General features: G+C 70.4%; 19 protein-coding genes. 13 read left to right on the top strand and 6 right to left on the bottom strand.

Annotated features, from left to right (window positions below):
- Positions 1-15: 15 nt before the first annotated feature.
- Together KME79_RS35380 and KME79_RS35375 are read right to left on the bottom strand one after the other, a co-directional pair.
- On the bottom strand, positions 16-384 hold the full coding sequence (locus KME79_RS35380) for a nuclear transport factor 2 family protein (protein ID WP_219549633.1): 369 nt from the start codon (positions 382-384) through the stop codon (positions 16-18).
- 68 nt (positions 385-452) lie between these two features.
- On the bottom strand, positions 453-1,652 hold the full coding sequence (locus tag KME79_RS35375; protein WP_219549632.1) for a DUF418 domain-containing protein: 1,200 nt from the start codon (positions 1,650-1,652) through the stop codon (positions 453-455).
- 108 nt (positions 1,653-1,760) lie between these two features.
- Between KME79_RS35375 and KME79_RS35370 the strand changes: the two genes are divergently transcribed.
- Positions 1,761-2,516, top strand: coding sequence for a TetR/AcrR family transcriptional regulator (locus KME79_RS35370; protein WP_148035719.1), 756 nt, complete (start codon positions 1,761-1,763; stop codon positions 2,514-2,516).
- 2 nt (positions 2,517-2,518) lie between these two features.
- Here KME79_RS35370 and KME79_RS35365 read toward each other — a convergent pair whose 3' ends face one another.
- On the bottom strand, positions 2,519-5,404 hold the full coding sequence (locus KME79_RS35365) for an AfsR/SARP family transcriptional regulator (protein ID WP_219549631.1): 2,886 nt from the start codon (positions 5,402-5,404) through the stop codon (positions 2,519-2,521).
- Positions 5,405-5,636: 232 nt separating this feature from the next.
- Here KME79_RS35365 and KME79_RS47250 point away from each other — a divergent pair, with 232 nt between their 5' ends.
- The 4 genes from KME79_RS47250 (at position 5,637) to KME79_RS35345 (ending at position 10,907) form a co-directional block, all read left to right on the top strand.
- Positions 5,637-9,431 carry a golvesin C-terminal-like domain-containing protein gene (locus tag KME79_RS47250; RefSeq protein WP_219549630.1) on the top strand — a complete coding sequence of 1,265 codons (3,795 nt, stop codon included), beginning with the start codon at positions 5,637-5,639 and terminating at the stop codon, positions 9,429-9,431.
- Positions 9,432-9,446: 15 nt separating this feature from the next.
- Positions 9,447-9,902: a hypothetical protein gene (locus KME79_RS35355; RefSeq protein ID WP_219549629.1), complete on the top strand. Its 456-nt coding sequence runs from the start codon at positions 9,447-9,449 to the stop codon at positions 9,900-9,902.
- A complete protein-coding gene (locus tag KME79_RS35350; RefSeq protein WP_219549628.1) occupies positions 9,899-10,360 on the top strand; it encodes a DUF2690 domain-containing protein in 462 nt (153 codons plus the stop codon). Before KME79_RS35355 ends, KME79_RS35350 begins: the two co-directional genes overlap by 4 nt.
- A 124-nt stretch (positions 10,361-10,484) precedes the next feature.
- A complete protein-coding gene (locus KME79_RS35345; RefSeq protein ID WP_219549627.1) occupies positions 10,485-10,907 on the top strand; it encodes a YkvA family protein in 423 nt (140 codons plus the stop codon).
- A gap of 18 nt (positions 10,908-10,925) precedes the next feature.
- On the opposite strand, the gene KME79_RS35340 is transcribed toward KME79_RS35345, so the two are convergent.
- The gene (locus KME79_RS35340; RefSeq protein WP_219549625.1) at positions 10,926-11,144 is read right to left on the bottom strand and encodes a hypothetical protein; all 219 of its coding nucleotides are present in this window, start codon (positions 11,142-11,144) and stop codon (positions 10,926-10,928) included.
- Positions 11,145-11,175: 31 nt separating this feature from the next.
- On the opposite strand from KME79_RS35340, the gene KME79_RS35335 reads away from it, so the two are divergent.
- From KME79_RS35335 to KME79_RS35325, 3 genes are all read left to right on the top strand, one after another.
- Positions 11,176-11,409: a hypothetical protein gene (locus tag KME79_RS35335; RefSeq protein ID WP_219549623.1), complete on the top strand. Its 234-nt coding sequence runs from the start codon at positions 11,176-11,178 to the stop codon at positions 11,407-11,409.
- A gap of 134 nt (positions 11,410-11,543) precedes the next feature.
- Positions 11,544-12,428 (top strand): branched-chain amino acid ABC transporter permease, encoded by an 885-nt coding sequence (locus KME79_RS35330; protein WP_308249177.1) that lies wholly within the window; start codon positions 11,544-11,546, stop codon positions 12,426-12,428.
- Between the two features lie 88 nt (positions 12,429-12,516).
- Positions 12,517-13,431 carry a 3-oxoacyl-ACP synthase gene (locus tag KME79_RS35325; protein WP_219549621.1) on the top strand — a complete coding sequence of 305 codons (915 nt, stop codon included), beginning with the start codon at positions 12,517-12,519 and terminating at the stop codon, positions 13,429-13,431.
- 5 nt (positions 13,432-13,436) lie between these two features.
- Here KME79_RS35325 and KME79_RS35320 read toward each other — a convergent pair whose 3' ends face one another.
- Together KME79_RS35320 and KME79_RS35315 are read right to left on the bottom strand one after the other, a co-directional pair.
- Entirely contained in the window at positions 13,437-13,814 is a 378-nt protein-coding gene (locus KME79_RS35320; protein ID WP_219549619.1) for a hypothetical protein, read from the bottom strand.
- A 42-nt stretch (positions 13,815-13,856) separates the two neighbouring features.
- Positions 13,857-14,678, bottom strand: coding sequence for an FHA domain-containing protein (locus tag KME79_RS35315; RefSeq protein WP_219549617.1), 822 nt, complete (start codon positions 14,676-14,678; stop codon positions 13,857-13,859).
- Between the two features lie 107 nt (positions 14,679-14,785).
- Between KME79_RS35315 and KME79_RS35310 the strand changes: the two genes are divergently transcribed.
- The 5 genes from KME79_RS35310 to KME79_RS35290 all read left to right on the top strand — a co-directional run bounded on the left by KME79_RS35310 (position 14,786) and on the right by KME79_RS35290 (position 20,541).
- On the top strand, positions 14,786-16,726 hold the full coding sequence (locus tag KME79_RS35310; protein ID WP_219549615.1) for a serine/threonine protein kinase: 1,941 nt from the start codon (positions 14,786-14,788) through the stop codon (positions 16,724-16,726).
- Between the two features lie 81 nt (positions 16,727-16,807).
- The gene (locus KME79_RS35305; RefSeq protein ID WP_219549613.1) at positions 16,808-18,160 is read left to right on the top strand and encodes a hypothetical protein; all 1,353 of its coding nucleotides are present in this window, start codon (positions 16,808-16,810) and stop codon (positions 18,158-18,160) included.
- A gap of 64 nt (positions 18,161-18,224) precedes the next feature.
- Positions 18,225-18,776, top strand: coding sequence for an RNA polymerase sigma factor (locus tag KME79_RS35300; RefSeq protein WP_219549611.1), 552 nt, complete (start codon positions 18,225-18,227; stop codon positions 18,774-18,776).
- Positions 18,777-18,793: 17 nt separating this feature from the next.
- Positions 18,794-20,002 carry a CU044_5270 family protein gene (locus KME79_RS35295; RefSeq protein ID WP_219549609.1) on the top strand — a complete coding sequence of 403 codons (1,209 nt, stop codon included), beginning with the start codon at positions 18,794-18,796 and terminating at the stop codon, positions 20,000-20,002.
- A gap of 74 nt (positions 20,003-20,076) precedes the next feature.
- Complete coding sequence (locus tag KME79_RS35290) at positions 20,077-20,541, top strand: DUF3592 domain-containing protein (RefSeq protein ID WP_187281532.1); 465 nt, start codon at positions 20,077-20,079, stop codon at positions 20,539-20,541.
- Positions 20,542-21,216: the final 675 nt, after the last annotated feature.

Here is a 21,216-nt window from a genome sequence, read left to right as displayed (position 1 = left end):
CCGGTGAAACGTACATCAGCGATAGTCGTTCTCCTTCAGTTCCACGACCCAGGCCCGACGCTCGGCGATCTTGCCGTCGCGCATGACGAACACCTCCGCCATGGACAGGCGCAGCTCACCGCCCGCAGCCCGCTGGACCGTCCCGATGAGTTCCGCCATCACGACGTCGCCCTGCTCGACCATGCGCACCACCTCCAGGTGGGGAGGGTCGATGAGCCCGGGCGGGCCGTCGATGGCCTGGTCGTAGGCGTCCTTGCCGGTCAGGTGGAAGGCGCCGAAGACGGTCCACTCGATGTCGTCGGTCAGGCAGGACAGGATCTGTTCGTGATCGTTCTTACGGAAACCGTCAAGATAGGTGGTGACGGTCTCGATGTTCCGTGACATGTCCGCTCCTTGGAACTGTCGGTCTGTTCGCGGGTAGGTCGGAGCGGCCGGAGCGTCCTCGACATCGACTACGTCCGAGGGCCGTAGGTCAGGCGGCGCAGGACGAACTCGGCGGGGCCCGGCCGTCCGCGCTCGTCGAGAAGGCGGGCGAGCAGCACGGTCGCGAGCCAGACGGCCACCGCGATGACCAGGCCGGTCACCGTCGGGCTGCCGAGACGGTCGCCGAGGTCGAGCGTGAAGGGCGCCAGGAGGACGAGCCAGGCCACCGACTGGAACAGGTATCCCGACAGGGAGCGCCGGCCCAGGGCCGAGAGGGCGCCGACGACGGGGCCTGGCCGGGTGACCCGCATGGCGATCAGACCGAAGACGGCCACGTAACCCGGGCCGGCGAACATGCCACTGGCGCCGTGGAGCGTCAGCGCCAGAGCGGCGGCCGGCTCGTCGACGTGCAGCCATCCGGCGCTCACCAGGGCGGCCGGGAGACCTCCGGCGACGGCGAGGCCGAGCCCGAGGACGGCGGTCCACGTGAGCAGGATCCGGTGGCGGGCCGGCTCTTCGAGGACGCGGCGGCGGGCGGCCCACATGCCCAGCCAGGCGATCAGGATGAAGGGCAGGACGGTCAGCGTGTGCGACGGCCATTCGCCGAGGCGAGCCGACATGGACTCCAGGTAGCCCGGAGCGGTGAGGGAGCCGATCGGGATCGCCGGCAGCGGGGCCGACCCACCGGGACCCCCGACGACGCCGCTCACCACGGTGGCGCCCATGACCAGGACCTGGACCGCCGCGACCGCCCAGATCACCAGCACGATCCGGTGGAACCCGTCGCCCCGGCGCAGCAGCATCAGGGTCATCACGATCCCGACGACCCCGTACGCGCCGAGGAAGTCGCCGTAGTACAGCAGCGCGGCGTGCGCGAACCCGAAGACGACGAGCCAGAGGTTGCGGCGCACCAGCACCGAGCGGACCCGCCGCGAGGTGGCGCCGGAGGCGTCCTGGCGGCGGGCGAGCTGGACGACTCCGTAGCCGAACATCATGGCGAAGACCGGATACCCGCGGGCGTGGACGAGCTCGAAGAGCAGGAAGGTGAGCCCGGCCTCGGCGCCTTCCGGGTCGGGGTCGAGGCCGGGCTGCCGGGCGAAGACGACTCCGGCGACGTTGGCCAGCGCGATGATCAGCAGCATCGCGCCCCTGGCCAGATCCGGTGCGAGGGCGCGTTCGGCGCGCCGGACCGGCCCTCTCGATGTCCGCGACGCGGCGTCGACGCTCATGTACAACCCTCTCCCCGAGATTTAGTTTCAGAGAGAAAGTATCACAGATATACTAAAGAAGGTTCTGGCATGATGGGGCCTGACTCTCCGGGGGTGAACAAGGGAGCCATGACCAGCGAGGACTACATACCGGCGGCGCTGCGCAGGCTGTGGCGGATGCCGGAGTCCTCGCGTCTCGGGCGGCCCGCGGCCCTCGACGTCGACCTGATCGTCGCCGCGGCCGTGGAGATCGCCGACCGTGACGGGCTCGGCGGCGTGACGATTCCCAAGGTCGCCAAGAGCCTCGGCTTCACGGGGATGTCGCTCTACCGCCACGTCGGGTCCAAGGACGAGCTGCTCACGCTCATGGCCGACGCCGCCTCGGGCACGCCTCCGGACCTCGACACCGACGACTGGCGCGAAGGGCTGCGCGACTGGGCCTTCGCGCTGCGCGCGGTGTCCTGGCGCCGGCCGTGGCTGACGCGCGTGCCCGCCTCCGGGCCGCCCTCCGGCCCCAACCAGATCGCCTGGATGGAGGCCGGGCTCGCCATCCTGTCGCGCACCCGCCTCGACTGGGCGCACAAGGTCGGCATCCTGACGCTGATCAACGGCTACGTGGTCCAGTGGGTGCGGCAATACAGCGAGCTCGCCGAGGGCAGGGCCGCCGAGGGCCGGGGGCAGGCCGACGCCGAGCGCGACTACGGCCGCGCGCTGGTCCGGCTCGTCGACCCCGGACGCTTCCCCGAGACGGCCCGGCTGTTCGCCTCGGCGCTGTTCGAGACGCTGCCGTCCGACACCCCCGACGCGACCATCGCCGACGCGGACTTCTCGCTCGGGCTGGAGCTGATCCTCGACGGAGTCGCCGTCCGCGTCGAGCGCTCCTGAGGTCAGCGCCGGTGCGTCGTGAGGGCGGCCATGGCCTTGGCGTGCCAGGCGGGGGCGTTGGCCGCGGCGAAGATCTCGGCCGCCGTCTCCAGATGCTCTATGTGCCGGCCGTCGACGATGTGGCCGAGGGCCAGGTGCACCCGCCCCTCGAAGTTCTTCCCGTTGAGCTGGCGGCCCTGCTCCAGAGCCAGGGTGAGGGTGGCCCTGCCCTGGGCGGGACGACCGGCCGCCACCTCGGTCTCGCCCAGGACGAGCAGCGCTTCGGCTTCCTGGAAGAGGTCGCCCCGTGCGCGGGCGCTCGCCAGGACGTCGGTCAGGATGTCATGGGCCTCCTCGACCCGGCCCTGGCGCAGGTAGGAATCACCGAGCGTGCGGCGCAGGTGGAGTTCGAGCTCGGGAATCCCCGGGGGCAACAGGGCGAGCCCGCGTTCGGCCGCGGCTTCCGCCTCGCCGAAGTGATCGCGTCGTAGGTGCAGGGCCCCCAGATGGAACAGCACGTACGCGGCTGACGCCAGGTCGCCGAGGTCCTCGAAGATCTCGAAGGCCCGCTCGAACGCCGCCAGAGCCGGCTCCCAGTCGGCGAGCACGCGGTGGGCGACGCCGGAGTCGGCCAGGGCCAGCGCGTGTCCGCGCTTGTCGCCGAGGCGCTCGTACAGGTCGACGGCCTCCCTCGCGCACGCGGCCGCGAGCGACAGGTTGCCCATCTGGTGGTGGAGGCCGCCGTGGCTCAGGAGGAGGGCGGCCGTGCCGCGGAGATTCCCCTCCCGGCGGCACAGTTCCAGGGCGAGCTCGTAGTCGGCGAGTTGGTCGTCCTGGTAGCCGCGCCGTTGCCGCAGCATCGAGCCGGTGGCGGTCAGCTCCCAGCACGGCTCGGACCAGCCCGCGCGGGCGGCCTGCCGGACCATGGCGGACAGGTTGAGGCGTTCGGCGTCGAGCCAGAGCATCGGCTCGGGGACGAGCGACGCGTGGTCGTCGGGCAACCAGCGTGCGCAGGTGCCCTGGACCTCGTCGATGTCCTCGCCGCGGAAGGCTCTGTCGGCGTGGGCGGTGAGCGCCAGCATGGCTCCGAAGGCGCGGAGTGTGGCCGCGTGCCGCTCCTCTTCCGGCTCGTCCGCCTCGGCGCGCTCGGCGGCGTAGAGCCGTACGAGATCGTGGAAGCGGAAGCGCCGCTGCCCCACGCAGTCCACGCCCAGGGGCTGCAGCAGTTGCGCGTCGACCAGCTCGTCCAGCAGGGCGTCCGCTTCGGACAGGTCCGGCTGGTCCAGCAGCGCCGCGAGATGCCAGGCCGCCAGCCCGCCGGGCGCGTCGAGCAGGCTCAGCAGCCGGAAGGCCCGCGTCACCGGTGCGGGAAGGTCGCGGCAGGACAGCTCGAAGCCGCTGCGGACCTGCAGCTCCTCTCCGCTCAGGAGGTCGAGCCGGCGTTGCCGGTCAGCCAGCTGCGCGACCAGCTCCGCGAGCGTGCCGGTCCTGCTGCTGGTCAGCCGGGCGGCCGTCAGCCGCAGAGCCAGGGGGAGGCCGTCGCACAGCCGGGCGAGCCGCTCGGCGTCCTTACGTTCCCGTTCGACCCATGGGGCGCCGAGCACGCCGGCGAGCAGGTCCACGGCTTCCCGATCGTCGAGGGGCGCAAGAGGAACGGCCGCCGCGCCGTACTCGATGAGGAGGTCTTCCAGCCGAGGCCTGGCCGTGACCACCACGCGGCAACCGCGCGCGCCCGGCAACAGCGGCCGGACCTGGGCCGCCGAAGCCGCGTTGTCCAGCAGGATCAGCACCCGCAGCGGGTGCAGGACGCTGCGGTAGAGCGCCGCGCGCTCGTCGGGGTCGGAGGGGATCTGCTCGCTGTTGACGCCCAGCGCGCGCAGGAACCGCCCCAGCAGGTCGTGCGGGGCGACCGGCACGGCCAGGCGGTCGTAGCCGCGCAGGTCGGCGAAGAGCTGGCCGTCGGGGAAACGTGACACGTTCCGGTGGGCCCAGTCGAGGGCCAGCGCGGTCTTGCCGACCCCGGCGATGCCGCTGACGATCGCCACCGGCGCCGGGCTCCCGGGGTCGACCAGTCCGTCCAGCGCGCGGACCGCCTGCGCGCGTCCGGTGAAGGCGGAGTTCGGCGGGGCCAGCTGCGCCGGTATCACGGCCGGGGCCGAACCGCGGGGCCGCGCCGGGTACGTCTCCTGACGGAGGATCCGCTGCTGGAGGTCGCGGAGCTCCGGTCCCGGGTCGAGGCCGAGCTCACGTGCCAGGAACTCGGCGGCGTCGCGGTAGGCGGCAAGGGCCTCCGCCTGCCGGCCGTCACCCCACAAGGCGGTCATCAGCTGGGCGCGCAGCTTCTCGCGCAACGGGTGGGCGAGCGCCACCGGCTTCAGCTCGGCGACGATCTCGCTGTGGCGCCCCAGGGTGAGTTCGGCGTCGAAGCGCTCCTCGGTCACGGTGAGCCGCAGCTCGTCCAGGCGGGTCGCCTCCTCCCGCACCACGGCCAGCGTCTGCAGCTCGGCGAAGGCCCGGCCACGCCACATCCGCAGGCCGCGGCCGAGCGTGGCCGCCCCGGTGGCCAGGTCGCCGCGGTCGATCATCCGCCTGCCGTGCCGTACGGTCTGCTCGAACTCCAGGGAGTCCAGCTCGTCGTCGCCGACGGTGAGCAGGTAGCCGGAGGCCGCGGTGGTCACCCGCGAGGTGCCGAGCGCCTGGTTGAGCCGGTGGACGTAGATGCGCAGGCTCTCGCGGGCGGAGGCCGGCGGAGCCGACTCCCACACTGCCTCGATCAGGTCCGTCGCCCCGACCACGGTGTTCGGCCGCGACAGCACCGCGGCCAGAAGACGCCGCACCTTCGGTGGCATCGGCACCACGTCTTCCCGGCATCGCGCCTCCACCGCGCCCAGCACCCTGAACGTCAGCATCGTCACCGTATTCCCCCGCCCCGGCTGACTCACGGATCTCTCACGGCATCCTCACGACTACGCGGTCACGATGGGGCCGGTTCGCAAAGATCGGTTTCGAACCTCCACATCTCCGGACAGATCGAGCGTCGTCGCCCAGACCAGGGCGCGCGCCGGCTGCCCTCACCTTCCGCGAACGGAGCCCGATGGACCCGACTCGTGTCCGCCTCCAGACGTACGCCCGGTGGTAGCGGTGCGTACCCCGCTCTTCCTCACAGCGCTCGCGGGCGCTGTGCTGGCCTCGGTACTGACCGTGCCGGCCGCACCCCTCACGGCGCCGGCCTCGGCCGCCGTCGAGAAGCCGGTCGGGTCCGTCCCCCCTGACCGGCGGGACGAGCTGCTCGGCTCGGGCTGGTCCGGCTCCGGCGACCTGGCCTGGACCGCCACGGGTGACTCCACCGGCTTCCACGTCCTGGTCGCCAGAGCCTCCGAGGGCTACCGGTGGCGGACCGCGGCGACGCTGTCCGAGGGCGGCTTCGACACGGACAGGTGGGTCGGCAACGTCTGCCTCACCGGCTCGGCCAAGCGGGCGGTGGTGGCCTACGGGCCACGTCAGTTCACCAACTCCGAGGCGCTCTTCCAGCGTGGCGCGTTCACCGCGCTGGTCGACCTGGAGTCCGGGCGGATCACCAAACTGGGACTGCACGCGAGCCTCGCGTACCACAGCCCAGGATGCGGCGCCGGCGAGAGCGCCGTGTTCGCCCAGGCAGGCGGGAAGGAGGGCACCGCCACCCGGCTGCACCTGGTGGACGCGGCGACCGGCAAGACCGCCGCCCCGGTCGAGGTGCCCGGCCAGGCCACCTCGGCGGTCCCGATGGGGGACGCGATCGTGGCGGTGGCGGGCGACGGCCTGGTCGAGGTCTCCGGCTCGGGGAAGGTACGCCCGTACGCCCGTCTGGAGGGCACGCCGAGCCACCTGCGTCCGCACCGCGACGGCAGCTTGACCTTCCTCGCCGCCCACGGCGACGACCTGGCGACCGTCGAGCACCTGCCCGCGGGCGGGGAGCGGCCGAAGCAACTGGCCAAGGGCCCGCTCACCCGGCTGGGCCTGGCAGCAGGGGCCGACGGCAGGGCCTACCTGACCGGCCGTCCCACCGAGGTCGGCGAGTTGCCCGGCCAGGTCGTGCAGGTCGCGGCGGGCGCGCACGACGAAGTCTCAACCGGCGGCGCGCTGTTCCTCTCCCAGACCGGCACGCGCCTGGGAACGCCGGGTTCCCCCTCACGGGTGACGCTCAAGGCGCACGTGGCCCGGACCGGAGCCGGCCTCGACTTCGCGCTCGTCCCCGGAGGCCCGCGGACCGGGACCGGCGCGCGAGCGGCAGAGGGGCCCGCTCTCCAGACCGACGACCCCGTCGAGCCCTGTGCGATCCCGCGCAACGACGCCAGGCGGCAAGCGCTGCAACCGCACTGGAAGCAGGTTGAATGGGCGGTCAACCTCGCCGTGCGGGGCGCGCTCACGACGCCGCGGCCCTCCAACTGGAACCAGTCGGGGCTGCCGTCCTGGTCACCACAGGGCCTGCTCCCGCCCCTTCAGCTCAAGGGCGGCGGCCGGGTGCCCGCGCAGATCATGCTCGGCATCCTGGCCCAGGAGTCCAACCTGTGGCAGGCGTCCTGGCACGCTCTGGAAGGGGTCACCGGCAACCCGCTGATCGGCGACTACTACGGCAGGCGCGCCTCCGACGACGGCTGGAGCATCCGCTGGCGGGAAGCCGACTGCGGGTACGGCGTCGCGCAGGTCACCACCGGCATGCGCAAGGGCGACCAGGCCGAGACCACCCAGCGGGCCATCGCCCTCGACTACGCCACCAACATCGCCGCGGGGCTGCGCATCCTCCAGGACAAATGGAACCAGGTCTACGACCACATCAAGATCAACAATGCTGACCCGGCGAAGCTGGAGAACTGGTTCGCCGCCGTGTGGGTCTACAACAGCGGGTTCCAGCCCGACGCGCGCTTCGGCAACGAGACCGGCTGCCGGCCCAGTCCGACCTGCACCGACCAGTACGGGAACTGGGGCCTCGGCTGGTCCAACAACCCGATGAACGCCGACTACCCGCCCAACCGCGAGCCGTTCCTGGAGAAGAGTCAGTCCGACGCCGCCAACCCGCAGCGCTGGCCGTACCCGGAGAAGGTCATGGGCTGGGCCGCCCACCCCATCGTCAAGTACGACTTCCGCGATGACTCGACGCACTCGGGATACAACCAGGCGTGGTGGGTCACCCAGCCCGTGCGCGAGCGCGTGAAGCCGCCTCGGACCCTGTTCTGCGACAGCAGCAACTCCTGCGCCCCCGCCGCCCAGCCCTGCCTGAGGACGGACTTCCGCTGCTGGTGGCACAAGCCGGCCACCTGGAAGGAGCACTGCGACGTCGAGTGCGGCAACGAGAACATGCGCTTCCCGACCGACTATCCCGAACCGGAGTTCGCCCTCCATCCAGGTGAGGTCGAGCAGAAGAAGATGCCGGTGGAGCACTTCCGGCCCAACTGCGACCCCTTCACCACCGGCTTCAACGGGAGCAACGCCGTCCCGGCCAATTCGCTGATCATCGACGACGTGCCCGACACGGTCGCCTCGGTGCGGCCCGGCTGCGGCCGTCGCTTCACCAACGCGGGCTCGTTCGCGCTGAACTTCGCCAAGGACGGCGAAGGGCAGGAGCGCTCGAAGATCGACTTCCATCAGGTCGGAGGCGGGCTCGGCGGCCACTTCTGGTTCGCCAACACCCGCCCGCCCTCCGAAGGCTCCTACCGCGTCACCGGCACTTGGACCCTGGGCCGCACACTCCGCCAGTGGGCGCGGGTGATGGTGCACATCCCCGACCACAACGCCGCCACCCAGCAGGCCGTCTACACGGTCGACACCGGGGACGGCCGGCGGGAACGCGCGGTCCTGCAACGCGTCCGGCAGCACCGCTGGGTCTCCCTCGGCGTCTTCGACTTCGGCGGCGTGCCCTCCGTCTCCTTGTCCAACCTCACCGATGACGGCGACGGCGAACAGCGGATCGCCTGGGACGCCATCGCCTTCCAGCCCTTGAGCTCCAAGCCCAGGCACCAGATCGTCTCGCTGGGCGACTCCTACGCCTCCGGCGAAGGAGCCTCGACGGCGGCGCAGCATGACTACTACACCGAGACCGACAGCGACGGCGGCGGCGTCGAGGGCGTCTACAAGGACCCCGACTACCTCTGGAAGTACGGCAACGCCTGTCACCGCTCCAAGTACGCCTGGTCGCGAGCGGGCAGTCTCACCGACCGTCCGGCCCTGAGCATCGGCGAGCGGCACGACACCTGGGACCCGAGCCTGGAGCACCAGTTCCACGCCTGCTCGGGCGCGCTCACCGGCGACCTGACCGGCGAAGGGCAGTTCCGCGAACTGGGTCAGCTCGACAAGGGCTACCTGGACGAGAACACCACGCTCGTCACCCTGTCCATCGGCGGCAACGACGCCCGCTTCAGCGCGATCCTCACCCACTGCATCTCCCGGCTCAGCCTGGATCCCTGTAAGGAGACCGCCCTGGAGGAGGACGGCGGCGTCCCGCTCGGCGAATCCGTTCCCCGGCAGATCAACGACGTCGTCGGTCCCGCCGTCCACGACACCCTGCTGGAGATCCACCGCGAGGCACCGAACGCGGCCATCGTGCTGATGGGCTACCCGCGGCTGTTCGACGGCGGCTGCTTCCCCCGCATCGGCCTGCCCACCGCCCTCTGGCTCGGCGAGATGGCCGGCGTCCTGAACGACACCCTGAGGGCGGCCGCGGCCGCCGCCGCCCTCAGGACCGGCGCGTCCGTGTCCTTCGCCGACCCCCGTGAGGAGTTCGCGGGCCGCGGGGTGTGCGGGGAGCCGGAGGCCATCCACCGCGTGATCGCGGACCGTACGCAGGGCGAGAGCCCGGACGAGGTCGCGATTTCCCAGCAGTCCTTCCACCCCACGAAGGAAGGCAGTTCGGTCCTGTACCGCAACGTGTTCAACCAGGCCCTGCGCGACCTCAACCGCTGACAATAAGGAGACATCATGCCCACCCGCACCACGATCGGACGCGCTCTCGCCGCGATGGCGTTGGCGTGCACGGCCCTCGCCGTCACCGGCGGACCATCGGGCGCCACCACGGCGCTGTCCTGCAAGGGCGCCACCTGCGTCGGCAAGAACCCGGCCACCTACGGCTGCGACGACGACGCCGAGCGCATGGCCATCGCCTCGACCGCAAACTGGGACAAGAGCGTCCGCCTGATGAGGTCCGCCAAGTGCTCCGCCTACTGGGCCGTCGGGGTGGACGAGAGCTCGTGCTGCGGCTACTCGGTGGTGAAGGCCGTCCGGCAGATCAAGACCACGTACGGCTGGTACAACCAGCGGGTCCAGACCGTCAGCCACAGCAACGGCGCCGGCACGAAGTGGACCCCGATGAACCAGAACACCAGTGGCGACCGCCACCAGGCCTGCTACTACGTCTGCACCTCTTGGAAGTCATGATGAAGCTGCTCACACTCGGCCGCGCCGCACTCGCGACGGCCCTCGCCGTCACCGCGCTCGGCGGCGTCGCCGCCACCTCCGCCCAGGCCGCCGCGGGGTGTTCCGGGGCGTCCTGCGTGGGCAAGAACCCCGCCACGATGGGCTGCACCGCGGACCAGACCATCCTGGAGCGCGTACGGATCGACTCCTATCTCGAGTTCCAGCTCGTCCACTCGGCGGCGTGCGCGGCCCGATGGGGAGCCTTCAAGGTCAGCACCACCGGTTCCGCGGGCAAGGTGACGTTGACCGAGACGAGGCAGGTGAAGACGCCGTACGGCTGGTACAAGAACGGCGAGGAATGGGTCGTGGCGGACCTGTCCAAGAAGGGCACCACCCGCACCGAGATGAACCGCAACACCGGCGACGACCGGCACCGAGTCTGCGCGAGCGGGTTCGGCTGCACCAGCTGGAGATCGTGAAGCCGGCCACGAGTAACTGATCGGAAGCGGGCCGCCCCCGGGCCGGGGGCGGCCCGCCGCCGGTCCCGTGGCCAGGATCGGCCGAGGGTGTCGCCGAGCCGGATTCGGGGGAAGGCGAACGGACATGACCGGATCGTGGGGATGGGACCTGCTGATCGGGATCGTGGCCGCGCTCCTGGTCGCCTGGCTGGCGCTGATCGCCACACTGGCGATCGTCCGTCCCCGGGGCGGCCTGCTGCGTGAGGCGCTGCGGCTGCTGCCCGACGTGCTGCGCCTGGTGCGCCGCCTGGCCGCCGACCCCGGCCTGCCGCGCGGCGTGCGCGTACGGCTCGCGCTGCTGCTGGCCTACCTGGCCCTGCCCCTGGATCTGGTGCCCGACTTCATCCCCGTGCTGGGCTATGCCGACGACGTCATCGTCGTCACCATGGTGCTGCGCTCGGTGGTCCGCCGCGCCGGCCTGGAGGCGGTCCGCCGGCACTGGCCGGGCACCGACGACGGCCTCGCGACCCTGACCCGCTTGACCGGCCTGGACAAGCCACGCGCCTAGCGCGCCACGCGGGGTCGCTCATCGCGGGATCGGTTCGGAGGGGGTGCCGAGGCCGCGGGTGATGAAGGCGTACATCTCCGCGAAGACGTCCTCCGGGATCTGCTTCGGCTCCGGGCCGTCCCACAGGATCCAGCGCATGCCGATCAGCTCGCCCACGCCCATCAGCGCCCAGGCCAGGACCTCGGGATCGGCGCGGACGACCTCGCCGGTGTCCATCGCGTGGCGGAGCCCTTCCATGTAGCCTTCGGCGATCTTCGCGTAGTGCTGGTTGCATCGCGTCGGGGGAGACGAACTCGGCCTGCCGGATGATCCGGTAGAGGGCGGGATGCTCGGCGGTGAACCGGAAGTATCCGCCGAAGCCCAGCCGCTCACGCTCGGCACGGCTGTGGCCCTGCGCGGCCGCTTCGGACATCGCGTGCCTGACCCGGCGGTTCAGATCGGCGACCAGTTCGTCGAAGATCTGCTGCTTGCCCTCGAAGTAAATGTAGAAGGTGCCCTGTGACACCCCGGCCGCCTCGGTGATCTTCACGATGGAGGCGTCGTAGTAGCCGAGCGCGGCGAAGACCTGCTCCGCCGCTGCCCGCCCTCGACGTCCAGATCCCCCTGCTCTTCGACGGGACGCTCGCCAGCCCCGGTGTGCTGCACCTGCTGTCCCTGATGTGCGTGATGGCGGCCATCGCGATCACCTTCGACCTGCTGTTCGGCTTCACCGGCCTGCTCTCCTTCGGCCACGGGCTGTACGTCGCGATCGGCATGTACACCACCGCGGTGGTGCTGACCAACACCGGCCTCGGCCTCGGCGGCGTTCTCGGCTACGTGGTGGTGCTCGGCGTGGCCGTGCCGCTGGTGCTCGGCGCCGTCGTCCTGCGGGTCGGCGGCATCGCCTTCACCATGGCGACCCTGGCCTTCGCCCAGGCCGGGGCGATCTTCGTGGTGCGGGACCCGTTCCGGGTGACGGGCGGCGAACTCGGCCTCGCGCTCCCGTACGAGCAACTGCCCGACGTGCTGGTCGGCGTGGTCAACGCCAAGTACCGCTACTGGCTGGCGCTGGCGCTGCTGGTGCTGACCGTCGTGGTGGTGCGCTGGGCGCTGGCCTCGCGGCCGGGCCGGGTGTGGCGGGCGATCCGCGACAACGAGACCCGCGTCACCGTGCTGGGCCTGCGCTCCTACGCGTTCAAGCTGATGGCCTTCACCCTGTCGTCGTTCCTGGCGACCCTGGGCGGCATGGTCTACGCGCTGATCGTCGGCGGCGCCCACGCGGAGGTGACCGACTCCACCTTCACGCTCGGGCTGCTGGTCATGGTCGTGCTCGGCGGATCCGGCCGGCTGTCCGGCGCGCTCATCGGCGGCCTCGTCCACACCTACCTGAGCCACCGGCTGGGAGATCTGTCGACCACGGTCAGCGGGCCGCTCAGCGAGCCGATGTTCGTCCTCGGCGTGCTCTTCGTCGCTCTGATCATGTTCCTGCCCGGAGGCATCGTCTCCCTGGTCCGCCGTACCGAGTCCCGAGGAGAAGCGTGACCGTGCGCATCGCCGGAACCGCGAGTTACCTGCCACGCCACCGGATGACCGCGACCGAGATCTCGGCCCTGAGCGGATCCCGGAGGACGTGATCGTCGAGCGGTTCGGGCTGAGGGGCAAGCACATCGCGCCACCCGGCGAACACGTCACCGACATGGCGGCGAAGGCGGGCGCCCGGGTGCTGGCCGAGACCGGGACCGACCCCGCCGACGTGGACGCGGTCGTCTACTTCGGCTCGACCTGGAAGGACCACGCCGTATGGCAGGCCGCGCCGCGGATCGCCCACCTGCTCGGCACGCACCGCGCCTTCGCCCTTGAGCTCGACTACGTCTCCTGCGGCACTCCGGTGGCCTTCCGGGTCTGCCGGGACCTGATGGTCGCCGAGCCGCACCTGCGGCGGGTGCTCGCGGTCGCGGCCAGCCGGGAGTCGTACCTGCTCGACTACACCAACAACCGCTCCCGCTTCGCCTTCAACTTCGGGGACGGCGCCGCCGCGGCGCTGCTCACCCGTGACGGCGGTGTCGCCGAACTGCTCGAAAGCGAGATGATCACCGACGGTTCCTTCTCCCACCAGGTACGGGTCCCCGCCGGCGGCAGCGTCGAGCCCGCCAGCGAGCAGACGGTCAGGAACGGCCGGCACCTGATCGACGTGTCCGACCCGGCCTCGATGAAAGAGGGCCTGGACCGGGTCTCGCTGCCCAACTTCGTGCGGGTGGCCGAAGGGGCGCTCAAGCGATCCGGCCTCGGGCTGCACGACGTCGCCCAGCTGTGCGTCCTGCACATGAAACGCTCGATGCACGACGGCCTGCTCGCCGCCCTGGGACTGCCCGCCGACCGCGCCCTCTATCTGGACGACACCGGACACATGAGCGGCGTGGACCCGCTCCTCGCCCTGGACCGCGCGGCGCGCACGGGCAGGCTCAACCCGGACGACATCGTGCTGCTGCTGGCCGCGGGCACCGGCTACACCTGGGCCGCCACCGCGCTGCGCTGGAACGCCTGACGCCGTCAGCCGGTGAAGCGGATCGTCGCCCCTCGGTCGGTGACCGACAGGACGCGGAACGAAAGGCCGCCGACGGATCCCCGGCCGCCTTCCCCGAGGTTGACGCCGCCGCCGGTCGTCAACACCCGGCCGTTGACCCGGCGTACGGAGGTCGTCTGAACGGCGACCGTTTCCGCGTCCACCTTGGAGACGCGGATCTTGCGGGAGCCGTACGTGGCGGAGACCCGGAAGCTCACCGGCTTGGTGAAGGTGAACGTACACTTCCCGTCGTAGCAGCTCCGCAGGTTCGGCTTGGCCGCGGCGTCGGCCGGCTGCGCGGCGAGGGCCGGCGCCACGGCGAGTGCGCACGCGAGGGCGATGGCGGTGATGGAGAACCGTTTCATGGTCTGTTCTTACAGGCCGCCGTCCGGGAGGGGTCCCGGGCTTCACGGGATCGGATCGACCGTGCCGGGAGGCGGGCCGGCCGGTTCGTCGAGGAGCCGGAGGTCGGAGGGGCCGATCGTGGCGGAGACCAGCAGGGCCATGATCAAGTTGTGGTTGAGCGTGTTGCCCAGCGGCGGCGGGATCTCCTCCTCCAGCAGCCCGGGCACCTTGGCGCTGAGCCGCTTACGCGTCTGGGTGACGATGTGGGCGGCCCGCTTCGCGGTCCACTTGTCCGCGGGACGGAGGCGGCCGAGCTCGTCGGCGACCTGGGCCCAGGTCAACGGCTGGGGCCAGGGCTCGGGCCGGAGATACCGCTGGCCCAGGCAGACCAGGACCAGGCGCTCGACGGTGCTGAGTGGCCATCCGTCCGGGTCGCGGGTGTCGGCCTCCTGGGGGACCCGCGTCGCCGGGTGCGATGCCATGACGATCCGTGTTTCGAACAGGTGCTCCTGCCGGGGGGCGACGATGAACAGCGGTGTGTGGGCCACCGGCAGCGGCGCGCGGTGTCCGGTGAGCACCAGCCGCCCGCCCGGAAGGCGGATGGGCAGGTTGCCGAGGTTGCACAGGACCCATCGCGCGTTCTCGTAGGTGATGAATCCGTGCTGCCGGCTGACGTACGGGTCGTCCAGGCCGACACAGACGTGGACATCCGGCTCGCAGCGCCCGAACACCACGTCGAACCCGGCGTCCGGCGCGACGCGGATCCCGCCGTTGGTCCCCCGGACGTACAGGCTGCCCGGCACGTCCGCCGGAAGTCCGCCGGAGACGGACTCCTTCGGCAGGAGGTCCACCTTGCTGCGGGGGCCGTGTTTCGCCGATGCCATGCCGCTAACCTTTCACGAGCACGGCAGACCTGACAGAGGGAAGTTCGGGTACGTTCGCCGCTCGGTAAGGCTATGGCAGATCCACTCCGAAGGATCACAATTACCACATGGTTGATTACATGCCGCTGACTTCCGGCGACCCCGAGGAGTTAGGCGGTCTCAAACTCCTCGGCAGGCTGGGCCAAGGCGGGCAGGGTGTCGTCTACCTCGCCATGACTCCGATGAACGCGCGCGTGGCCGTCAAATGGCTGCACCCGTCCGACGAGGAGAGCATGGCGCGCTTCATGCAGGAGGCGACGCTCTCCCGGCGGGTGGCGACGTTCTGCACCGCGGCTGTGCTCAGCACCGGTGTCGAGCAGGGCCGGCCGTACATCGTCAGCGAGTACGTCGAGGGCCGCTCGCTGGAGCGGATCGTCAGGGAGGACGGCCCGCTCTCCGGCGGCGACCTGGAGCGGCTGGCCATCGGCACCGCCACCGCGCTCGCCGCGATCCACGATGCCGGCGTGGTGCACCGGGATTTCAAACCCGGCAACGTCATCATGGGCGCCGACGGCCCGCGCGTGATCGACTTCGGCATCGCGCGCACGCTCGGCCCGGCCACCATGACGAGCAGCACGCAGATCGGGACCCCCGCGTACATGGCTCCCGAGCAGATCAGGGGGCTCGGACTCGGATCGGCGGCCGACCTGTTCTCCTGGGCCGGCACGATCGTCTTCGCGTCCTGCGGGCGGGCGCCGTTCGGCAACGACGGGACGCACGCCGTGATGAACCGCGTGCTCACGGGGGAGCCCGATCTGGGCGCGCTCGACGAACGGCTGGGCGAGCTGGTGCGGCAGTGCCTGGCCAAGGAACCGGAGCGCCGGCCGACGGCCATGGACGTGATCACGCGCCTGCTGCGCAATCCGGAGCTCGGCGCCGACCCGCTCGTGGAGGGAACGAGGCAGGCCGCCCCGGACGGCGCTCCGCCCACTGACGGTGGCAGGACGTCGCGCAGGCCGTTCGTCGTCGCCGCCGCGGCCCTGGTCGTCGCGGCCGCCGTGGTGGCCGCGACAGTGCTGGTCGGCTCGCTGCGGACGGGCACGCCCACACCCCCACCGACCGCGGCGGAGTCCACGGCCGCGCCTTCGCCGACCACGCTGCCCGGCGGGCCGATCACGCTCAACGAGAGCCCGTCCGACCCGATCACCCTGACGTCGTACGAGGCCTACGACAAGAAACTCGACGACGACGTCAACTATGCCAGGCAGTCGCTGCGAGGGAAGTTCGACAGGTATCCGGGCAACCTGGAGTCGCGGGTGTCCCCCGACGGCCGCTATCTCGTGGGAAGGCCGGACGACTACACCTCGGACGGGTACGACTCGATCCTCATCACCGATCGGCAGGCGGGCTCCAGTTTCCGGGTCAAGACCGTACGGAAACCATTGGACACCAGCATCCGAGCCTGGTCGAAGGACAGTTCCAAGGTCCTCCTGAACCTCAACAGGAAGCTGGAGAACAAGCAGGGCAAGGACGTCTGGACCACCCTGGGCTTCGCCATCGTCGACGTGGCCGGGAACGACGTGGCCCAGAGCAAGGTCCGGGTGGTCGACGTGGCCGACGAGTCGATCCGTGACAGCGACTTCGGCTGGGACGGCGCCGATCAGGGCGTCGTCATCGTCTACGGCGAGGACGAGGGGTTGCGCTTCTTCGACGCCGCCGGCGAACGCACGCGCGACCTGCCGGGCGTGGGGCCGCTGGCCTCCGGCACCGTCGACCTCTTCTCGCCCTCGGGCAGGGTGTTCGTGACCGACTGCCCGGGTGACGACGAAAGCGACCACTGCCTCTGGGACGCCGCCACCGGCAAGCAGGTGCAGAGGTTCTCCTCTGACTGCGACAAGGTCCTCGGCTGGTACGACGAGTCGCATCTCTACTGCTGGGAGAACGACAACGGCACCCATGACGAGGTGCGCGTGGTGGCTTTCGACGGCAAACTGCTGCGAAGGCTGCTGGAGTCCCCGGACGAGGCCGAGCTCGCCCCGTTCTTCACGATCAACCCCACCGGTTCGTGAGGCATCACACGCCGGGACCCCTCCCGAAGGAGGCCGCATAGCCTCATCCTGCCGAGCGGAAGGGCGGACATGATGAGCGTGGTGCCACGGAGACGCCGGCGCACGGTGCTGGCGCTCGGGACAGGACTGATCGTCAGCGTGGGGTGCGGCGCCGGTGGTCCTCCAGCGGCGGCGCCCTCCTCTCCTCCGCCTTCGCCTCGTCCTTCGCCTGCGCCGGCCCGGGCGCTGGTCGGCTGGGCGGAGACGATGTGCCTCACCACCCAGCAGGTGGACGGCCCGTTACGGGAGGGACACGAGGAGGACATGGAGGGCTTCGAGGCCGAGTGGTACCTCAGCAGCGTGAGCTCCACGGTCGGCGGCGCGATCCAGGCGGTCGAGTCCGTGTCCCCGTCAGGCAACGGTGCGGCGGACGCGGAATCCGCGCGGCTGCTGAAAGTCCTCAAGGAGATACAGGGGCAACTGCCCGAGGACATCGACGCGATCACGAAGGCCGCGGACAAGAAGAAGCTGTCCACGGCCGAGCGGCTGGCCGCGGCGGTGGGCGCGATCCCCCCGCAAGCGACGATTCTCACTCAGGTGGTCAAGAGCGATCAGGCGTTGGCCGTCTCCCATGACCTCGCGCCAGGTTGCACACCGTTGACGCCGTCCACCCCGTCGAAGGCGAACGTCTCCGCGCCGACCCGGGCGCTGGTCGGCTGGGCCGCCAGAATGTGCCCCCTCAGGGATTCCATGGCGTCCCTGAGGGCGGATCCGTTCGACGATCCGCTGACAGGGGATCCGCGATTCGCCCCGTTCCTCGGGTCACGATTGGCGGAGTACATCTCCTCCGCCGGGACGCGTCTGGACCGGATGCGGGACGCGCTCGCCGAAGTCCCCGCCACCGGCATCCCGGCCGTGGACGAGTACCGCGCGAGCCTGGCCTCCAGAGTCAAGAAAGCGCGCGCGAAACTACCCGAAGGGGACCGGTTCTTCCTGATGCAGCTCCCCGTCGGTCAGCTGAAGAAGCAGGTCAGGCAGGTGTCCCGGGCGACGGCCGGGCTGGAGCCCGCGGCGGACCTGCCCGATCTGGTCGCCGGTCATCCGGAACTCCTCGCCTCGTACGATCTGGCTCCTCAGTGCGAGCCGCTGACCTCGTCCGGTGAACCCGGCGCCACTCCTCTGCCGTCCGCCGAGGACGGCGGAGACCTCGCCGCCTGCCGGGACGGCACGTGCCAGATCAAGGTGTCCAAGCCGGTCGTGGTCTCCGTCAACGGCGGAAGATACCTGCTCTCCGCCGCGGACAACGGACTGTCGATCGTCCGGGATACCGGCTACATGGTCATCGGCGCGGGAGGCACCGGGCGTTTCGGCATGACCGGCGGGAAGACCACCGAGTTCCGCGTCAAGGCGCACACCCCGGACGGCGCCGTTCTCGACATCTCCACGAGCGAATGATCAGGCGGCTGGAACAAGTCCGGGCCCGGCGGTAATCGAGCGGCGGCCGGCGGGACTACTGGGTGTGGACGATCCCGAAGAACGATTCACCCTGCTGTACGACCGGTACTACCGGAACGTACTGGGCTATGTGCTGCTCCGCGTCGACCAGGGCGTGGCCGAGGACGTGTGCAGCGAGACGTTCCTCGTGGCCTGGCGGCGGCTCGACGAGTTGCCCGAGCAGGTGCTGCCGTGGCTGCTCGGCGTCGCCCGCAACAAGCTCGCCAAGCAGCGTGACGTGCGGTACCGGCGCGAGGACCTGGTCGAGCGGATCGCCAAGCTGACCAGTGAGCAGGAGCACGTCGCCTGGGATGTCGCCGAGCACGTGGTGGACCGGGAGCAGGCCATCTCCGCCTTGCGCGCCCTTCCCGAGAAGGACGTGGAGGCGATGATCCTGGCCACCTGGTACGGCCTGACGCCCGGCCAGGCCGCGACGGTCATGGGCTGCTCGGCGCGAGCGTTCAACGTCCGGCTGCACCGGGCGCGCAAGCGGCTCGACAGCAGGCTGCGCCAGGAAATGGGAGCCGCGCGACGGCCGATGCGACAGACGCGCGGCCACTTCGCCGAGGAGAGCTGACACCCGTGGGGGAAGACATGACCGACCGTATGTTCGCCCGGCTCAGGCCCGATGAGCTGGACGAACTCGCCGAGGCGAGCTACCGGCGGCGCCGCCGCGAGGACCTCGCCCGAACGTTCAGCAGCACCCGGAACCCGGCACCCGCGCCGAGACGCCCCCTGTTCCTCCTGGCCACCGGCGCGGTCGCCGCGGTCGCCGCCGGGGCGGTCGTCGTCTCCACCGGTGTGCTGTCCGGCGCGCCCGCCGGCGACACCCCGCCGGTCGCGGCTTCGAGCACCCCCGGGAGCACGACCGGCGGCACGGGGGCGTCGCCGGCCACCCGGATCGACGCCCGATCCTTCCTGCTCGCCGCCGCGGCCACCGCGCTGCGCGAGCCCGCCGCGACCGGCGACTACTGGTACGTGCGACAGCGTACGACCCATCCCACCTCCCACCTGCCGGAGGAGTTCTGGACCGAGGCGCGGAAGCTCCAGCTCCAGGAGCAGGCGGAGGTCGACAGGACCGGCGCCGAGGACGACGAGCTGGTGGCGATCAACGAGAAGTACAACAAGAAGCTGGAGAACCTGCGCAAGAGCATCCAGCCCGACGGGCCCCCGTACCGGGCGTACATCGTCGAGTCCGAGGAACGGTGGCGGCCGAAGCGGCTCGGCGGCACCCACCGCGTGAAGAGCAGCGACCACGAGGTCGTCTTCCCCTCACCGCAGGACGAGGCCAAGTGGAAGGAGGAGGGCTCGCCGAAACTGGCGGAGGACAAGCCCAAGAGCGTCGACGACAACCTTCCGCGGCCCCTGTCGATCCCCAACATGGACATCACCATGCAGAACGTCGGCGACCTGCCCACGTCGAAGAAGGCGCTGGCCGGCCGCCTGCGCGCCCAGTTCGCGAAACTGCCGGACCCGCACAAGGAGTTCGACCTCTACCTGTGGCAGACCACCGTCGACCTGATGACCGCCCCGACCACTCCCGGCACCCGGGCGGCCATCTTCCGTATCCTCGCCGACCAGCCCGGCATCACCTCCCACGGCGAGGTCGAGGACGCCACCGGGCGCGCGGGGGTCGGCCTGGCGGTCGAGAGCGACGACGGGTACGAGTTCCAGCTCGTCGTCGACGAGGACACGGCGGAACTGCTGGAGTACTCGGTGGCCGAGAAGGGCGAGGACACGGTCCGCGTGACCTTCGAGGAGTTCGGCTGGACCGACAAGCTGGGCCGGCGCCCGCAACGCTAGCCGGCCATGTGGCGCTGCCCGACTGCGGCAACAGGGGGCAGCGCGCCCGGCACCGGTATTGGCACACTCGTCCCATGCACAACGGACGGCTCTTTACCCTCGTCGGCGGAATCTTCGGCCTGATCGGTCTGGTCCTGCTCTGCGTCACCATCGCGCTGGCCGCCTCCACGGCCAGCTTCCTGGCCTCGGCCCAGCGGACAGACGGGACCGTGGTGGAGCTGACCGCACGGACCAGCACGACCCGGAATTCCGACGGCTACATCCGCCGCAGCACCACGTGGTTTCCAACCGTGGAGTTCACGGTCGACGGCAGGCAGTATTCGTTCCAGAGCTCCACGGGCAGCAACCCACCGGCCTACGCGGAGGGCGAGAGCGTGCCCGTCGCCTACGACCCGGACGACCCGTCCGACGCGCGGATCTCCTCGTTCTGGTCGGCGTTCCTGGCCCCGCTGATCACCGGCGCACTGGGCCTGGTGTTCACCCCGGTCGGCACGCTCTTGTTCCTCAAGGGCCGCCGTCTCACCCGGCGACGCCCCTGACCGTGGAACCAGGCCTGGCGATCAAGGGCCGAGACCGCGGCTGGCTCAAATGGGAAGATCCCAGTTCTTGATGAGCCCGGCCAGGTCTGCTCCGTGACGTTCGTGAGTGCCTCGGCCTTGGTCAACACCAGAGTGGAGTCGAACCGCGAACGACAGACAGGGCCGACGTCCCTGGCCTTCACATGTGCAGAACGTCTGCATCCGAAGGGCGAGCGCCACCGGCCGTACATGGCCCACCGATGTTCCCGGCTCTGTACGACGCATTCGCGTGTTCTTGGCGTTTCGGCCTTTGTGTCCACGTTGAGTGAACGACCGGACGTTCACATATTCTACGAATCGTAGTGGAGCCGTGTGCTGTCTGGGGCTGCAGAGCGTCACCGTTTCGGGGCCGCCCACTAGAGATGGAGCACAGGTTTATCGCGATTACCGGCTTTCCGTGACGTGTGAGGGTCGTACCCTGTCAGGAGATTCTGTGTTCTGGGGAGTGTTGGTATCCCCGCTGAGCCGAGGCTGATAGCGGAACATAGAGAGGTGTGCCATATGTCCTTCCCGGGTTCGACGTAATTCGCGGGTCCTGGAGGTCCTGCAGAGCTGAAACTGCAGGTCATCCAGCCGTGAGAGATGCAGACACCCGAAAGCCCCTAGAGACGCGATTTCAGAGATTCACCTACATCC

This window comes from Nonomuraea harbinensis (assembly GCF_019396385.1).
In the GTDB taxonomy this organism is placed as follows: domain Bacteria; phylum Actinomycetota; class Actinomycetes; order Streptosporangiales; family Streptosporangiaceae; genus Nonomuraea; species Nonomuraea ferruginea.
This window is presented reverse-complemented; position numbering and strand designations above follow the sequence as displayed.

Excerpts from the sequence above, each read along its gene's own strand:
- KME79_RS35380 (WP_219549633.1), bottom strand. The coding sequence starts at position 384 with ATGTCACGGAACATCGAGACCGTCACCACCTATCTTGACGGTTTCCGT.
- KME79_RS35375 (WP_219549632.1), bottom strand. The coding sequence starts at position 1,652 with ATGAGCGTCGACGCCGCGTCGCGGACATCGAGAGGGCCGGTCCGGCGC.
- KME79_RS35370 (WP_148035719.1), top strand. The coding sequence starts at position 1,761 with ATGACCAGCGAGGACTACATACCGGCGGCGCTGCGCAGGCTGTGGCGG.
- KME79_RS35365 (WP_219549631.1), bottom strand. The coding sequence starts at position 5,404 with ATGCTGACGTTCAGGGTGCTGGGCGCGGTGGAGGCGCGATGCCGGGAA.
- KME79_RS35355 (WP_219549629.1), top strand. The coding sequence starts at position 9,447 with ATGCCCACCCGCACCACGATCGGACGCGCTCTCGCCGCGATGGCGTTG.
- KME79_RS35350 (WP_219549628.1), top strand. The coding sequence starts at position 9,899 with ATGATGAAGCTGCTCACACTCGGCCGCGCCGCACTCGCGACGGCCCTC.
- KME79_RS35345 (WP_219549627.1), top strand. The coding sequence starts at position 10,485 with ATGACCGGATCGTGGGGATGGGACCTGCTGATCGGGATCGTGGCCGCG.
- KME79_RS35340 (WP_219549625.1), bottom strand. The coding sequence starts at position 11,144 with ATGGAAGGGCTCCGCCACGCGATGGACACCGGCGAGGTCGTCCGCGCC.
- KME79_RS35320 (WP_219549619.1), bottom strand. The coding sequence starts at position 13,814 with ATGAAACGGTTCTCCATCACCGCCATCGCCCTCGCGTGCGCACTCGCC.
- KME79_RS35315 (WP_219549617.1), bottom strand. The coding sequence starts at position 14,678 with ATGGCATCGGCGAAACACGGCCCCCGCAGCAAGGTGGACCTCCTGCCG.
- KME79_RS35310 (WP_219549615.1), top strand. The coding sequence starts at position 14,786 with ATGGTTGATTACATGCCGCTGACTTCCGGCGACCCCGAGGAGTTAGGC.
- KME79_RS35295 (WP_219549609.1), top strand. The coding sequence starts at position 18,794 with ATGACCGACCGTATGTTCGCCCGGCTCAGGCCCGATGAGCTGGACGAA.
- KME79_RS35290 (WP_187281532.1), top strand. The coding sequence starts at position 20,077 with ATGCACAACGGACGGCTCTTTACCCTCGTCGGCGGAATCTTCGGCCTG.